The organism is Chitinimonas koreensis, from assembly GCF_014353015.1.
GTDB classification, from domain to species: Bacteria; Pseudomonadota; Gammaproteobacteria; order Burkholderiales; family Chitinimonadaceae; genus Chitinimonas; species Chitinimonas koreensis.
Genome location: NZ_CP060704.1, coordinates 3,784,303 through 3,798,424, shown reverse-complemented (window position 1 = coordinate 3,798,424; position 14,122 = coordinate 3,784,303). Strand labels below are relative to the sequence as shown.

Genomic DNA, 14,122 nt, shown 5'->3' with positions numbered 1-14,122 from the left:
TGAACGATGAGCGATATCGCCAACCCTGCCACTGAACCGCCGGTCAGTTGGTGCAGCCCGTCCTTGGCCCGCTGCTGCGCCGACCTCGCGCTGCAGTTCTGGGAGCACGCCTGCGTGGTCGGCGCGATCGACGAGGCCGCGCCCTTGCGGCTGATCGTGCTGGCCGGCGACGACGGCGAGACGCTGTGGCGGCTGTTGAACGCGCTCGAGGTGCGCGCCGGCGCCGGGCCGTGGCGGCTGCCGCCGTGGCGCATCGAGGTTTGGCCCATCGACGCCGAGGCCGGCGCGCGGCTGCGCGCGCATCCCTGGCTGGCCGGCCTGTTCGAGGCGCAGGCGCTGGCGCTGGGCGGCGCGCCGTGGTGCGACGAGGCCGAGCCGGCCGGTGGCGCCAATCCGGCGGTGGTGCTCGATTTCGGCCGGCTGGCCGCGCTGCCCTCGGTCGCCTGCAGCGTCGCCTACGGCCGCATCGACTATGCCGGCGCGCCGCCGGCGTCCGAGTGGCGGCCGGTGGCCGACGGCTACCTGGCGCTGCTCAACGCCACCGGCTTCGGCCTGCCCGAGGAGGCCGACGCGCGGCTGGCGCGGATCGCCGTCGCCCATGGCGGCCGCCTGCTGCTGTGCGCGGTCGAGGCCGGCGTGGCCGAGCTGGCGGCCTTGCGCTGCGGCGAGGGCGACGGCGCGTTGAACCTGCATGCGCTGGCGGCGCGCCAGGCCGGCCGCGGCGCCAGGGTGCGCCAGGCGGAGCTGGCCGACGGCCGCTGGCTGCACCTGGCGCTGTTCGATGGCGACGGGCTGCTGGCCGGCGCCTTCGCCGGCCTGGCCGAGCGCGCCGGCCGGCAGGCCGATGCCGACCAGCCGGCGCTGGCCGGCCTGCTCGAAGCTGCGCCGGCCGGGCGGCTGGCCGCCGAGCTGCCGGCCTGGCTGGCGCTGGCCGGCCACGATCCGGCGCTGCTGGCGCGGCTGCCCGAAGGGCTGGCCGATGCGGTCGAGGCCTGGACCGCGCCGCAGCTGGCACGCTGGCGGCAGGCGCTCGACGCCTGCTGGGCGCATTACTTCCCGACCGGCGCCAACCTGGCGCTGGCCTTGCGCTTCGCCGACCTGGCCGGCGCGATCGAGCACTGGGGCCTGGTGCGTGCGGCGCTGTCGGTCGCGCTCGACGGCTGCGGCGCGTGGCCCGACGGCCTGGCCTGGCTGGCCGCCTGCGAAGCCGCCGCCGGCCGGCTGGCGCAGGCGCGCGCCTGCCTGGAGGAGGCGAGGGCGCTCGATCCCGATCTGGCCGGCCTGCGCGAGCTGGCCGTCCGGCTCGCGCCGCGCATCGCCGCCCAGGCGGCGCTGACGGCCGCCGCGCGCAGCTCGCCCGAGCGGCCCGAGCTCGCGCTCGAACCCTTGTGCGACGCGCACGCCGCGGCCTTCGCCTGGCAGTTCCGCGATCCGCAGATCGCGCTGATGGTCGACCTGCCCGCGTTGCCCGACGAGGCCGCGGTGCTGGCCTGGCTGGAGCAGCAGCAGGCCGAAGCCGGCCGCCGCAATTTCGCGCTGATGCACGCCGATAGCGGCCTGGTCGGCGAGGTCAGCTATGTGCGCGACGGCGACAGCGCCTTCATCCACTTCTGGATCGGCTGCGATCACCAGGGCCTGGGCTACGCCGTGCCGGCGGTGCGCATGCTGGCGGCGCAGGCGCGCGCCGACGGCGTGGCGCGGCTGTTCACCTCGGCCTATGCCGACAACGCGCGTTCGCTGGCCACGCTGGCCGGCGCCGGCTTCATGCCGCTGGCGTTGCCGCCGCTGCAGGCGCCGGACGACGAGCTGCGCTTCTTCGCGCTGCCGCTGGAGGCCGGTGCGGCCACGCCGGAGGCGGAGACGCTGGCGCAACTGGCGCAGCTGTGCGCTGCGCTCGATTCACCGCTGGCGCTGGCGGCGGAAGCCTGCCCGGCCTGAGCGGCGCGGCGGCCGCGCCGCGGGCCGGGACCACACTGAACGAGGAGGGCCGATGAGCAGACGGGGCAAGGGCGGGGGCGGCGGGAAGGAGCCGGGCGGCGGCAAGCATCGCGACTTTCTCAAGATCGAATTGCCGATCCGCAAGTCGAGCCGCAAGACGGGCAGTAGCTCGACGTCGGACCTGTCGAATTTCTTTCGCAACAGCGACCAGCTGATCCGCCGCATCGACCCGACCACCGCCAACCAGCACGGCACTGCCGGCGTGCCCGGCAAACGCGGCCTGGAGCGGGTGTCGGCCTACACCGCGCTGCCGTTCACCGGCACCAAGGCCGACACGGTGAACCCGCTGGTCGGCGTGCTCGATGCCTCGACCACCTTCCGCGGCATCCACGACAAGGAGGTCCGCGACATCTGGGCCGACGTCAACGTGCCGGCCGTCAACCGCAAGGCCGACTACGGCCAATCCGAACTCGGCGTGCATTCCTTCCACATCGGCCGCGATATCGCGGCGATCTGGACCAGCAGGATCAAGGGCAAGGAGCGGACCTACGATTACGAGACGCTGTCGCGCAAGCTCGACCGCCGGCTCGGCGGCGACAAGGCCGGCGCGAAGTATTTCGCCGACAACGGCCTGGATGCCGACCAGCGCCGGCAGCGGGTGGCGCAGGGCATCAAGCACTACAGCAAGGGCGACGCGGTCGCCGGCAACGCCGCCTTCGATGAGGCCGGGCTGACCGCCAAGGGCCGCAAGTGGGCCTACAAGATGACCAGCCTGACCCTGGCCGAGCGGGCGCGCGAGCAGCACCACGGCTCGACCCGCAACCTGATCGACACGGCTTTCGACACCGTCGGCACCGACGACGGCAGCGGTACCGGCCATACCTTCCAGAGCGTGTTCACCAACCGCGCCCATGCGCCGTTCGCGGTCGACGGCGGCGCCAGCGCCTTCCGCGAGATCGAGGAGGTGTGAGGGGAGGGGCGGGCGATTCAGCGGCGGCCGCCGCCCGACGGCTTGCCGCCGCCGGACTGCCGGCCGCGGCCGGACGGCGCGGCGCTGCCGCCGCGATGAGGCCCGTGCTCGCCCAGCGGCGGCAGGCCGTTCTGCAGCGGGGTGTGGTGCGGGCCCAGGTGCACGCGGCCCTTCACCCCGGGCACGGTCTCGTGCCGGCCGACCGGCTGCGGTTCGAAACCGCTGTGCAGGCTCGATTGCAGCGCGGGATTGAGTTGCGCCGCCAGCGCCACCTGGTGGCGGCGCGGCAGCGGCTGGTCGATGGTTGCCTGCATGCTGCGGCGCGGCGAGGCATCGGGCATGCCCCACTGCTCGAGCACCCGCAGGCGTGGGTTCATGTCCTGCGGATAGGCCATGCCGAGCACGTTGCGGCTCGCGCGTCCCTGCGCGCCGTCGCGGATCAGGCTGACCATGTGGCGGCGATCGCGCAGGCCGAGGTGGAACGGAAGGGGCATGCTAGGCTCCGATGGGAATCAGACCAGTTTCGTATCGCGGCGCCGCGAAGGCAAGGCGGTACGGGTAAAGAGGACAGCCATGGCACGCATCTACCAGACCGGGACCATGGGCGAAGCCCAGTTGCGCGTCGCGATCGTCGATGCGATGGGCGAAGCCGACCTGTGGGTCAAGCGGGTCGACAGCTGGGGCCTGGCGGTCGGCGACGAGCGCTGGTTCGTCACCGCCAGCCGGCAGGACGCGACCTGCCGGGTGTTCTTCTGCTCGCAGGGCATGGCCCAGCTCAAGGTCGCCTTCGTCGACGCCTATGGCCAGGCCGGCTGGCGGGTCGAGGGGCATCCGTTCAAGGGGCGGCTGTAGCGCCGGCGCCGTGATCGTAGGCCGGGCTTTATGCCCGACCTACATTCATATGTGGCGCATCTGCGATCGATCCGCAGGAGCGGCTTCAGCCGCGAATGGGTGAATCGATCACCGCAGGCGAACGCGCCTGCCATTCGCGGCTGAAGCCGCTCCTACCTGTTTCCTGGCCGCGCGCTAGATCAGCTTCGCCTGCCGCAGTTCGTGCTTGATATAGGGGTAGAGCACCGCCGCGCACACCAACCCGACCGGCCCGAACAGCAGCTCGCCCGCCAGCATCGCGGTGATCAGCTCCCAGGCCGACAGCCGGTTGGCGGTGCCGAGCACGCGCGCGCTGACCAGGTATTCGAGCTTGTGCACCACCACCAGGAACACCAGCGCGCCGATACCGGCTGGCAGGCTCACGCCCAGGCCGATCAGCAGCAGCAGCGTGTTGCACACCAGGTTGCCGGCCACCGGTACCAGGCTGACCACGAAGGTGATCAGGATCAGCGCCGAGCGGAACGGGAAGTGCCAGTCGGCCAGTGGCGCGATCAGGAACAGGAAGATCGCGGTGAACAGCGAGTTGATCAGCGCCACCCAGCACTGGCCGCGCGCCAGCCGGCCGAACACCATGGCGAGGCCGGCCCAGCGCCGGCGCCAGGCGGCCAGCAGCGGGCCGGCCGGCTCGGCCGGCGTCGCCAGCGCGGCCGCCAGGCCCAGCCACCAGCCGAACAGCGTGACCAGCACCAGCCCGAGGCTATGGCGGCCGGCCGCCATCAATTGCTCGCCGCGGCTCGACAGCAGCGCCAGCAGCCGGTGCTCGAGCTCGGCCGGGCTGGCCGGGATCGCCTCGGCCAGTACCTGCGGCAGTTGGGCGCGCAATTCGACCGCCTGCAGCAGGAGGCGCTGCCACAGCCCCGCGGTCTCGTCGCCGAGCGAGGACAGGTGGTGGCCGAGGAAGGCCGAGGCGGCCCAGACCAGCATCAGCGGCAGCAGCGCGAACAGGAGCGCCACGCCGGCCCGGCCGAGCCTGAGCCGGCCCAGCCGGGCCGGGTCGATCAGCCCGCGGGTGAAGGTGTAGCTGGCGAGGCCGGCCAGCAACGCGGCGGCGGCGCCGAGGTGCAATACCAGCAGCCAGCCCAGCAGCACGGCGGCAAGGGTGATCCAGTCGTAGCGGTTCGGCGTCATGCGGGCCTGTTCTGGGTGGGGGAGGGAATCAGTTGCCGGTGTAGCGGATGCGGTAGACCGCGCCGGCATGGTCGTCGGACACCAGCAGCGCGCCGTCCGGGTCGACCAGCACGTCGACCGGGCGGCCCCACGGCTTTTCGTCCTGCAGCCAGCCTTCGGCGAACACCTGGTAGTCGGTGACGCGGTCGCCCTTGATGACGGCGCGCATCACGCGGTAGCCCGATTTCTTCGAGCGGTTCCACGAGCCGTGCTCGGCGACGAAGGCCTGGCCGCGGTAGGCGGCCGGGAACTGGCGGCCGCCGTAGAAGCGGATGCCCAGCGCGGCGACGTGGGCGCCGAGCTTGCGTGCCGGCGGCGCGAATTCGCTGCAGGCGCGCTTGGCGCCGAACTCGGGGTCGGCGATGTCGCCGGCATGGCAATAGGGATAGCCGAAGTGCTGGCCGGCACGGTCGGCGCGGTTGAGCTCGTCGGGCGGGATGTCGTCGCCGAGCATGTCGCGGCCGTTGTCGGTGAACCACAGCTTGCCGCTGCCCGGCTGCCAGTCGAAGCCGACGGTATTGCGCACGCCGCGGGCGTACACCTCCTGGCCGCTGCCGTCGACGTTCATGCGCAGGATGTTGGCGTAGCCGTCGGCATCGCGGTCGCAGATATTGCACGGCGCGCCGATCGGCACGTAGAGCTTGCCGTCCGGGCCGAAGGCGATGAAGCGCCAGCCGTGGTGGCTGTCGCCGGGCAGGTCGTCGCGCACCACCTCGGGCTTGGGCGGCGCATCGAGCCGGCCCTCGATGCCGGGCAGGCGCACGATGCGGCTGACCGCCGAGACGTACAGGTCGCCCTGGCGGAAGGCCACGCCGACCGGCATGTCGAGGCCTTGCGCGATCACCAGCGGCTGGCTGCTGCCGGGCTTGAGCGCATAGACCTTGCCCTCGCGCATCGAGCCGACGAACAGCGTGCCGCGCTCGCCCCAGGCCATCGCGCGCGCATTGGGCACGCGCGCCACCAGCTCGATCCTGAAGCCGGCCGGCAGGCGGATGCGGTCGAGCGGCAGCTCGTCGGCCGGCGCGGCGGCGACGGGTGCCGTGGCGAGGACGGCGAGGACGGGCAGGAGGGCGCGGAGCATGGGCGGATTTCCTCGATCGGGGCGTGCCCGGCGAACGGGCGGCCCAGTATAGACGTGTCGCCGCGGGCTGGCGCGGCGGTCCTGGCGCATGCCGCCGGCCCGCCCGGAAGGCCGGGCGCGGCGGCGGCCACGGTTTTTTGTCCCGCCGCGGCGGCGGCTGTTCCCATCGCCGATAAACGTTGCTAGAATGCCGCGCTCTGTCAGGCCCCGGCCGAAACAGTGATGCCGGTGTAGCTCAGTTGGTAGAGCAGCGCATTCGTAATGCGAAGGTCGTAGGTTCGACTCCTATCTCCGGCACCAGGACAAACAAAGGGTTACGTGTATCTCGCACGTAACCCTTTTGTCGTTTTCGGCGCCCTTCGACGGCCGGTGCACCTGCGGCCGGCGATCGTGCTCGAGCGCTGCCCGCGCGGCGGTGAGGCTGCAGGAACGGATCGCGGATCACCGTTGGTCTGCAGCGCGTCCGGTCATGCCCGGGATCGGCTATCCCGAAGAATCGTGTGCAGCCGTGGGGGCGCTTATGAGACCGTATTTCCTGGCATTCTGCCTGCTGGGCGCGTCCGCATGGTCGGCGCCCGTCGTGATCGGCGCGGAAGACGACTGGTACCCGTATTGCGGCAAGGTGGGCACGCAGGCGAAAGGCATGGCGGTCGACATCGTGACGGCTGCGTTCAAGGCCGCCGGCGTGGACGTTCGGCTGGAGGTCATGCCCTACGCGCGCTGCATGGCCGAGGCCAAGAGCGGCAAGATCACGGGCTGCTTCGACACCGCCCGCAACAGTACGCTGGAGAACGACTACGTCTGGCACAAGCCGGCCATGTTCAAGGCGCGCATCAATATCTATGCCCCGGCCGGTTCCAGCCAGTCGAACATCGGCGTCAAGGATCTGGAAGGGCGCAATGTCGCGGTGACCAACGGTTACGAATACGGCGAGGCTTTCGACACGAATCCGAAGATCCAGCGCAGCCTGGGCAATCAGGACGTGCTCGGTTTCCGTAAATTGGCCGCCGGCCGCGTCGAGTATGCCGTGGCCTACGAGAAGGTCGCGAACAGCATCTTCGAAAAGCATCCGACCGAGTTCGCCGGAAAGTTCAAGGCGGTCGGTATCACCGCCGAGCCCGAGCTCTATATCGCCTTTACGAAGGCCACGCCTGCAGGCGCAGCCGTGGCGGCCAAGTTCGGGCAGGGCCTGGAGGCCATCATGAAGGACGGCAAATACAAGGAGATCGAATCGCGGTGGCGCTAGGCCAGTTGGCTGCCGGGGTGTGTGCGCCCGGCGGCCGCTCCGCGCCGAAGCGATGCGGAGCCGCGGCAAGCCTTGGCTTGAATATGCCCGGTCATTGCCGGAAGGGGCCGTGGCAAACGGACCGGTCCCGCCTGAAGCGAGGGATCAGGTTTGGCGCCCCTCTTTTGCAATGCGAGGGTCGCAGGTTCGACGCCGATCCCATGTACCAGGATAGACAAGGGCTTACGTGTATCGCACGTAACCCCTTGTCTATCCGGCGGCATGCAAGCGCTGGCGGCGGGCAGGGGCAGCCGTCCCGGCGCGACGATGTAGTTTCCACGGGGCCGCCGGCAAGCCTGCTCGTGAAGCCGGCCGAGTCGATGCGATCGTATCGGCCGCGGCCTTGGCGCCGCCGTGGCCGAAGCCGGCCGCTCGGCGCCGGCAGGCGCCGGGCCCGGCCGTTCTCGCGGAACGGCCTGGGCCTAGCCGGCCTGCACGCCTTCGAAGAAGACGCGCAGCATATGCCCGACGATTTCGTCTTCGCCCATCTTGGCGTACATCCTCAAATACTCCACCGCGGGATCGCAGGTGCGGGCGTAGTAGCTGAACAGGATGACGTCGTCCGGCAGGTCCTGCCGTAATTCCCCCTGTTTCTTGGCGAGCTTGACGGTGTCCTTGAGCGTGCCGTTCAGCTTCACCACCTTCGCGACGTAGCGCAGGTTGCGCGTGAGCATGTCGCGCACCTGCGGGCTGGTGGACGGCAGGAAGGGGAGGCCGCCCGCCAGCCGCACCCGCACGGCCCATTCCAGCAGGGTCTTCAGCTTCTGCAGCGGCCCGCTGTCGGCCGGCATGGCAGCCCAGTAGTCCTGGGCGCCATCGAGCAGACGGATCATGGCTTCCGCCACCAGATCTTCCTTCGACTTGAAGTGCTTGTAGAGGCTGGGCTTGGAGATGCCCACCTCGAGCGCCACGTCGTCCATGGTCATCAGGTCGAACCCCTTGCTGGCGAGGATGCGCGTCGTCGCATCGAGGATTGCGTCCTCGCGCAGTTTGAAGGCCTGATCCTTGAAGCTGAGTTTGCTCAGAATACTCATTGGTAATTTCGTTTACTGTGTGGTAGCGTTATTTCCGTGCTGGTATCAATCTTAGCACCGGCCATCCGCAAAGTGCTGATCGTCGGTCAGGTCGCCGCCTCAACCTGGACTCGGGCATGCAAGCCAATACTTCATTCGCGGCCGGTAGCCGCATCGCCGTCGTAGGCGCGGGGATCGCCGGCCTCTCCGCCGCCTACCTGTTGTCGCGCCGGTACGCGGTCAGCCTGTTCGAGAAAGGCAGTTACCTCGGCGGCCACACCAACAGCGTGGACCTGAACCTCGACGGCCAGGTCCATCCCGTGGACACCGGCTTCCTGGTGTTCAACGACCGTACCTACCCCAATCTCGTCGCATTGTTCGAAGAGCTGGGCGTGCAGTCGCACGCCAGCGACATGTCCTTCTCGGTTTCGATCGACGACGGTGCGATGGAGTGGGCGGGCAGCAATCTCGATACCGTTTTCGCCCAGCGCCGCAATCTCGTCTCCCCGCGCTTCCTGGGCATGCTGCGCGACATCGTGCGCTTCAACCGCCTGGCGCAGGCCAACCTCGCGGCCGCGCGGCAGAGCGGCGAAACGCTCGGGCACCTGCTGCGGCGGCAAGGCTTCGGCAGGGATTTCGCCGACCGCTACCTGATTCCGATGGCGGCTGCGATCTGGTCCAGCCCGGCCGAGGACATCCTCGGCTTCCCCGCCGCTTCGTTCCTGCAGTTCTGCCAGAACCACGGGCTGCTGCAGATCCACGACCGTCCGCAATGGCGCACGGTGTCGGGCGGCGGCAAGGCCTACGTCGCACGCATGGCCGCCGCCATCCCGGACATCCGCCTGGCCTGCCCCGTCAGCAGCGTGCGGCGCGATGCCGCGGGCGTGCGGATCGAGCATGCGCACGGGGTGGAGCGCTTCGACGCCATCGTGCTGGCGGGTCATGCGCCGGACAGCCTGTCTCTGCTCCATGATCCCGGCGACGACGAACGGGAGGTGCTGGGCGCGGTGCGCTACCAGGACAACGTGGCCTGGCTGCACAGCGATCCCGCCCTGCTGCCGCGGCGCAGGAAGGCGTGGTCCGCCTGGAATTACCTGGGGCGTACCGAGGCGGACGGCCGGCAACCGGTGTGCGTGAGCTACCTGATCAATCGCCTGCAGCCTCTGCCGTTCGAGCGACCGGTCGTCGTCACGCTCAACCCGTTCGCCCGCCCGGCCGAACACCTTGCCCACTGCTGCTTCCACTATGCCCACCCGCTGCTGGATGCCCCGGCGGTGGCCGCCCAGCAGCGCCTGCCCGGGCTGCAAGGGCGCCGCCGCACCTGGTATGCCGGCGCCTGGACCGGTTACGGCTTCCACGAGGACGGGCTGAAGTCCGCCTTGCGCGTGGCGGCCGATTTCGGCCTGCAGCCCGCCTGGGCGAGGTGCTGAGATGGACGCGGCCTTCCTCCTCTGCGGCCAGGTGATGCACGAGCGCTTGCGGCCGGTCCGCAACCGTTTCGTCTACCCGGTGTTCTGCCTGCGCTTCGATGTCGATCGCCTCGATGCGCTCGACCGCTGGTGGTTCGGCGTGGATCGCCCGCACCTCGTCGGACTGCGCCGCCGCGACTACGGCGATGGCGCCGGCGAGCCGGGCCGCTGGATGCGCGGACTGCTGGCGGAGGCGGGCTTGCCGGCGGACGGGCGATCTGGCTCCAGACTTTTCCCCGGCTGTTCGGCTATGCCTTCAATCCCGTCAGCTTCTGGTACTGCCACGACGCGGCGGGCCAGCTGATCGCCCTGCTCGCCGATGTGCGCAACACCTTCGGCGAACGGCACCGCTACCTGCTCTCGGCCGAGGGCGCCGCGCCCATCGCCGTGGGCCAGGTGCTGCAATGCCGCAAGGTCTTCCACGTTTCTCCGTTCTGCCAGGTGGAAGGACGCTATCAATTCCGCCTGCGCGACACCGCGGCCAGCGCGTTTGTCGGCATCGACTATTTCGACCGGGCCGGCCTCCTGCTGCGGACCTCGGTCGGCGGCAGGCGCCGGCCGTTCACCTTCCGGCAGCTGTGGGGCGCCGTGCTGCGCCAGCCCCTGCTGACCTTCGGCATCGTCGCGCGCATCCATCTGCAGGCCCTGCGGCTCTGGTACCGCAAGGTGCCGTTCTTCGCCAAGCCGTCTCCGCCGGAGCAGGCCCTGAGCCATTCCCATACAGAAGGAAGCCAAGCATGAACCAGCTTGCCAGTCTCGCCGCGCGGCTGCCCGCCGCCGGGCGCATTCCCGCGGGCGGCCGCATTTTCCTGGCCCTGCTCGAACGCCTGAAGGTCGGTTCGCTGACCCTGCACCTCCCGGGCGGCGAGGTCCTGCGCTACGGCAGCCACGGCGGCGACGCCGCCGAACTGCGCCTGGCGGACTGGCGCGCCTGCTCCGCCATCCTCCGGTCGGGCGACATCGGGTTTGCCGAGTCCTATCGCCAGGGCTGGCTGGATTCGCCCGACCTGACGGCGCTCATCGGCCTGGCGCTGCGCAACGAGGCGGTGCTGACGTCCGCCTTCGGCGGCAGCTGGCCGGGCAAGCTGTGGTATGCGCTGCTCCATCGGCTGCGCCGCAACACGCGGGCGGGCAGCCGCCGCAACATCCATGCGCACTACGACCTGGGCAATGCCTTCTACGCGCTCTGGCTCGATCCGAGCTGGACCTATTCGAGCGCGCTCTTCGGCGACGACCCGGCGCAGTCGCTGCAGTCGGCGCAGGCCGCCAAGTACCAGCGCATCGTCGACGTGCTCGGCTTGCGCCCCGGCATGCGGGTGCTGGAGATCGGATGCGGCTGGGGCGGCTTCGCCATCCATGCCGCCCGCCGCGGCATCCAGGTGCACGGCATCACCATCTCGCAGGCCCAGTGGGAGCTGGCGCAGCGGCACGTGGCCGCGGCGGGCTGCGGCGCGCTGGCGAACCTGGAGCTGCGCGACTATCGCGATCTGGACGGCCGATACGACGCCGTCGTGTCGATCGAGATGTTCGAAGCCGTGGGCGAGAGCTATTGGGCGCGCTACTTCGATACCGTCCGTCAGCGGCTCGAGCCGGGCGGCCGGGCGCTGATCCAGACCATCACCATCGACGATGCGCGTTTCGCCGGCTACCGCGCGAGCAGCGACTTCATCCGCGAATACATCTTCCCAGGCGGCATGCTGCCGTCGCCCGCGGTGTTCGCCGAGCGCGCGGCCGGGCAGGGCTTGAGCGTGCTCGACCGGCATGCCTTCGGCCGGGACTACGCCGAGACGCTGCGCCGCTGGCGCGCACGCTTCGAAGGCCGGCTCGACGCCGTGCGGGAACAGGGTTTCGACGAGGCGTTCATCCGCATCTGGCGCCTGTATTTCCAGTACTGCGAGGCGGGCTTCGACATGGGCAGCATCGACGTCTACCAGTTCATGCTCCAGCGCGAGGCCTGATCCATGTGGCGCGCGGCATGCCTCGCACTGCTGCTGATGGGCCCGGCCGGCGCGTCCACCTGGCAGGCGCTGCTGCCGCAGGCACGCATCGTCGGTCAGGGCGAATTCCGCTGGTTCGGCTTCCGGATCTACGAGGCGAGCTTGTGGAGCGAGGCCGGCGAGGTGTCGCCGGCCAGGCCCTTCGCGCTGCAGCTGCGCTACCTCACGGCCATCGGCCGGGAGCAGTTCGTCGAGCGGAGCATCGCAGAGATCGAACACCTCCATCCCGAGCTGCCGCGCGACCAGTTGCATACGACGTGGCGCGGCTGGATGCGCCAGGCATTCGTCGACGTGTCGTCCGGCGACACCTTGACCGGCGTGTACCTGCCGGGACGCGGGGCGCGCTTCTTCTTCGGGGATCGGCAGACCGCCGCCATCGACGACGATGCCTTCGCCCGGGCCTTCTTCGATATCTGGCTCAGCCCGAACACGCGGGCGCCGTCGCTGCGCAAGGCATTGCTGGGGGCGCGCGATGAAGGTGTGGCCCTACGCCTTGCTGGGCGCGCCGCTGGCCATGGTCGCGATGCCGATCTACATCCTGGCGCCGGACTACTTCACGCGCGGACTGGGCCTGCCGCTGGCCGGCATAGGGGCGGTGCTGTTCGCCACCCGGCTGTTCGACGCCCTGCTCGATCCCTGGCTCGGCAGCCGGTTCGACCGGTATCGCGCGCGCGGCGTCCATCGCGAGGCGCTGGCGATCGCGGCGCTGATCCTGGCGGTCGTCTTCGCCGCGCTGTGGCAGCCGCCGGCATCGCTGAGCGATCCTGCCCGCCTGGGCTGGGTCGCGGCCTGCCTGTTCCTGAGCTGCGCCGCCCATGGCGCGATCAATCTGGCCTACCTGTCCTGGGGAGCGCGCCTGTCCGATTCCCGTCGCCTCCAGCTCGAGGCCAGCGCCCTGCGCGAACTGGCCGGCCTGGCCGGCGTATGCGCCGCCAGCCTGCTCCCCGCCTGGCTCCGGCAAGCCGGTTCGCCGGCCGAGGGCATGCTGGGCTTCTCGATCTGCTTCGCCCTGTGCCTGTTCGTCGGCATGGCGGCGCTGCTGCGCCACGCGCCACCCTGGCAGCCCGCGGCGCGCGCGCCGGACCTGGCCTGGTGGCAGCTCGCCGCAGACGAGGCCGTCCGGCCCTTGCTGCTGCCGTATGCGCTCAATGCGGTCGCCGTCGCGCTGCCGTCCACGCTGGTCCTGTTCTTCGTCGCCGACCAGCTGGCATCGCCCGCATGGGCCGGGGCGTCGCTCGCGCTCTATTTCCTGGCCGCCGCCGCGGGCCTGCCCGCCTGGCAGCGCATCGCCGCGGCGATCGGCCCGCTGAGGGCCTGGCGGGGCGGCATGCTGCTTTCCGTCGCCTGCTTCGCGTGGGCCTCGTGCCTGGGCGAGGGCGAGGCGGGCGCATTCGCCGTCGTCTGCCTGCTGTCCGGCCTGGCGCTCGGGGCCGACCTCTGCCTGCCGGCCGTGCTGCTGGCGCGGCGGCTGCGGCCCGAGCTGCCCCTGACCGCCGCCTACGGCGTCCTCCAGGCGGTGGGCAAGCTCGCGCTGGCCAGTACCGGCCTGGCCTTGCCGCTGCTGGCATTGCTCGGCTATCAGCCCGGCGCCCGCGGCCACTGGGCGCTCGCCGCCTGCTACGCCGGCCTGCCCTGCCTGCTGAAGCTGGGCGCCTGGGCGAGCTCGTCGCGCTTGCGCGAAGCGTTTCCGCAGTGTCGAACCGGAGTATCCACATGAGCCAGATCGTCATGATTTTCCAGTCGGCCTGCCGGTCGGCGATCGGCCGGGGGCTGCTCGCCCTGGCGGCCGGCCTGCTGGCGACCTCGTGCGCCACCCAGCGGGTGGAGGACTACCGGGCCGAAAGGCCGGTGCTGGACCTGCGGCAGTACTTCGCCGGCCCGGTGGAGGCCTGGGGCATGTTCCAGGACCGCGACGGCAAGGTGCTCAAGCGCTTCAAGGTGGACATCGCCAGCCGTACCGAGGGCGACCAGCTGGTGCTGGAGGAAAGCTTCCGCTACCAGGACGGTACGCGCCAGCAGCGCGTGTGGCGGCTGACGCCGGCAGGCGACGGCCGCTGGCGGGGAACGGCCGGCGATGTCGTCGGCGAGGCGGCCGGCGTCCAGTCGGGCAATGCCCTGCAATGGCGATACACCCTCATGCTGCCGGTAGACGGGGAGACCTATGCGGTCGATTTCGACGACTGGATGTACCTGATCGATCCGCAAGTGATGGTCAACCGCTCCAGCATGCGCAAGTTCGGCGTCGAGCTGGGGCAGGTGACGCTGTTCTTCCGGAAGGCGGGCTGACCATGTGGCCCGGACCGCTGAACCC

At 70.5% G+C, this 14,122-nt stretch carries 12 protein-coding genes, 1 tRNA gene and 2 pseudogenes; 11 read left to right on the top strand and 4 right to left on the bottom strand.

Features of this window, described 5'->3' with window-relative positions; translation table 11 throughout:
- The first annotated feature begins 6 nt into the window (after positions 1–6).
- Positions 7–1,938, top strand: coding sequence for a GNAT family N-acetyltransferase (locus H9L41_RS15820; protein ID WP_034605882.1), 1,932 nt, complete (start codon positions 7–9; stop codon positions 1,936–1,938).
- Positions 1,939–1,990: 52 nt separating this feature from the next.
- Positions 1,991–2,908, top strand: a complete 918-nt coding sequence (locus tag H9L41_RS15815; RefSeq protein WP_028444639.1) for a hypothetical protein — start codon at positions 1,991–1,993, stop codon at positions 2,906–2,908.
- Positions 2,909–2,925: 17 nt separating this feature from the next.
- On the opposite strand, the gene H9L41_RS15810 is transcribed toward H9L41_RS15815, so the two are convergent.
- Positions 2,926–3,402 carry a hypothetical protein gene (locus H9L41_RS15810; protein WP_028444638.1) on the bottom strand — a complete coding sequence of 159 codons (477 nt, stop codon included), beginning with the start codon at positions 3,400–3,402 and terminating at the stop codon, positions 2,926–2,928.
- A gap of 79 nt (positions 3,403–3,481) precedes the next feature.
- Between H9L41_RS15810 and H9L41_RS15805 the strand changes: the two genes are divergently transcribed.
- Positions 3,482–3,760 carry a 7(1) septoil knot domain-containing protein gene (locus H9L41_RS15805; RefSeq protein ID WP_028444637.1) on the top strand — a complete coding sequence of 93 codons (279 nt, stop codon included), beginning with the start codon at positions 3,482–3,484 and terminating at the stop codon, positions 3,758–3,760.
- Between the two features lie 174 nt (positions 3,761–3,934).
- Here the strand turns inward: H9L41_RS15805 and H9L41_RS15800 are convergent, their stop codons facing one another.
- Together H9L41_RS15800 and H9L41_RS15795 are read right to left on the bottom strand one after the other, a co-directional pair.
- Entirely contained in the window at positions 3,935–4,927 is a 993-nt protein-coding gene (locus tag H9L41_RS15800) for an AI-2E family transporter (RefSeq protein WP_051318655.1), read from the bottom strand.
- A gap of 28 nt (positions 4,928–4,955) precedes the next feature.
- Positions 4,956–6,047: a PQQ-dependent sugar dehydrogenase gene (locus tag H9L41_RS15795; RefSeq protein WP_028444636.1), complete on the bottom strand. Its 1,092-nt coding sequence runs from the start codon at positions 6,045–6,047 to the stop codon at positions 4,956–4,958.
- 224 nt (positions 6,048–6,271) lie between these two features.
- Here H9L41_RS15795 and H9L41_RS15790 point away from each other — a divergent pair.
- Positions 6,272–6,347 (top strand) — tRNA-Thr (locus H9L41_RS15790).
- A gap of 169 nt (positions 6,348–6,516) precedes the next feature.
- Positions 6,517–7,293 (top strand): substrate-binding periplasmic protein, encoded by a 777-nt coding sequence (locus H9L41_RS15785; protein WP_084299731.1) that lies wholly within the window; start codon positions 6,517–6,519, stop codon positions 7,291–7,293.
- A 461-nt stretch (positions 7,294–7,754) separates the two neighbouring features.
- Here H9L41_RS15785 and H9L41_RS15780 read toward each other — a convergent pair whose 3' ends face one another.
- Positions 7,755–8,366, bottom strand: coding sequence for a TetR/AcrR family transcriptional regulator (locus H9L41_RS15780; protein WP_028444634.1), 612 nt, complete (start codon positions 8,364–8,366; stop codon positions 7,755–7,757).
- Between the two features lie 116 nt (positions 8,367–8,482).
- On the opposite strand from H9L41_RS15780, the gene H9L41_RS15775 reads away from it, so the two are divergent.
- From H9L41_RS15775 to H9L41_RS15750, 6 genes and pseudogenes are all read left to right on the top strand, one after another.
- A complete protein-coding gene (locus H9L41_RS15775; RefSeq protein ID WP_028444633.1) occupies positions 8,483–9,775 on the top strand; it encodes an NAD(P)/FAD-dependent oxidoreductase in 1,293 nt (430 codons plus the stop codon).
- A gap of 1 nt (position 9,776) precedes the next feature.
- A pseudogene (locus tag H9L41_RS15770) lies at positions 9,777–10,555 on the top strand (DUF1365 domain-containing protein).
- Positions 10,552–11,772 carry an SAM-dependent methyltransferase gene (locus tag H9L41_RS15765; RefSeq protein WP_034605880.1) on the top strand — a complete coding sequence of 407 codons (1,221 nt, stop codon included), beginning with the start codon at positions 10,552–10,554 and terminating at the stop codon, positions 11,770–11,772. The pseudogene H9L41_RS15770 and the gene H9L41_RS15765 overlap by 4 nt, the downstream one beginning before the upstream one ends.
- 3 nt (positions 11,773–11,775) lie before the next feature.
- A pseudogene (locus H9L41_RS26250) lies at positions 11,776–12,216 on the top strand (chalcone isomerase family protein); the annotation flags it as partial.
- Positions 12,217–12,304: 88 nt separating this feature from the next.
- Entirely contained in the window at positions 12,305–13,528 is a 1,224-nt protein-coding gene (locus H9L41_RS15755; RefSeq protein ID WP_265583809.1) for an MFS transporter, read from the top strand.
- The gene (locus H9L41_RS15750; RefSeq protein WP_245589157.1) at positions 13,525–14,097 is read left to right on the top strand and encodes a DUF3833 domain-containing protein; all 573 of its coding nucleotides are present in this window, start codon (positions 13,525–13,527) and stop codon (positions 14,095–14,097) included. The genes H9L41_RS15755 and H9L41_RS15750 overlap by 4 nt, the downstream gene beginning before the upstream one ends.
- Positions 14,098–14,122: the final 25 nt, after the last annotated feature.

Excerpts from the sequence above, each read along its gene's own strand:
- H9L41_RS15820 (WP_034605882.1), top strand. The coding sequence starts at position 7 with ATGAGCGATATCGCCAACCCTGCCACTGAACCGCCGGTCAGTTGGTGC.
- H9L41_RS15815 (WP_028444639.1), top strand. The coding sequence starts at position 1,991 with ATGAGCAGACGGGGCAAGGGCGGGGGCGGCGGGAAGGAGCCGGGCGGC.
- H9L41_RS15810 (WP_028444638.1), bottom strand. The coding sequence starts at position 3,402 with ATGCCCCTTCCGTTCCACCTCGGCCTGCGCGATCGCCGCCACATGGTC.
- H9L41_RS15805 (WP_028444637.1), top strand. The coding sequence starts at position 3,482 with ATGGCACGCATCTACCAGACCGGGACCATGGGCGAAGCCCAGTTGCGC.
- H9L41_RS15800 (WP_051318655.1), bottom strand. The coding sequence starts at position 4,927 with ATGACGCCGAACCGCTACGACTGGATCACCCTTGCCGCCGTGCTGCTG.
- H9L41_RS15795 (WP_028444636.1), bottom strand. The coding sequence starts at position 6,047 with ATGCTCCGCGCCCTCCTGCCCGTCCTCGCCGTCCTCGCCACGGCACCC.
- H9L41_RS15785 (WP_084299731.1), top strand. The coding sequence starts at position 6,517 with ATGCCCGGGATCGGCTATCCCGAAGAATCGTGTGCAGCCGTGGGGGCG.
- H9L41_RS15780 (WP_028444634.1), bottom strand. The coding sequence starts at position 8,366 with ATGAGTATTCTGAGCAAACTCAGCTTCAAGGATCAGGCCTTCAAACTG.
- H9L41_RS15775 (WP_028444633.1), top strand. The coding sequence starts at position 8,483 with ATGCAAGCCAATACTTCATTCGCGGCCGGTAGCCGCATCGCCGTCGTA.
- H9L41_RS15765 (WP_034605880.1), top strand. The coding sequence starts at position 10,552 with ATGAACCAGCTTGCCAGTCTCGCCGCGCGGCTGCCCGCCGCCGGGCGC.
- H9L41_RS15750 (WP_245589157.1), top strand. The coding sequence starts at position 13,525 with ATGAGCCAGATCGTCATGATTTTCCAGTCGGCCTGCCGGTCGGCGATC.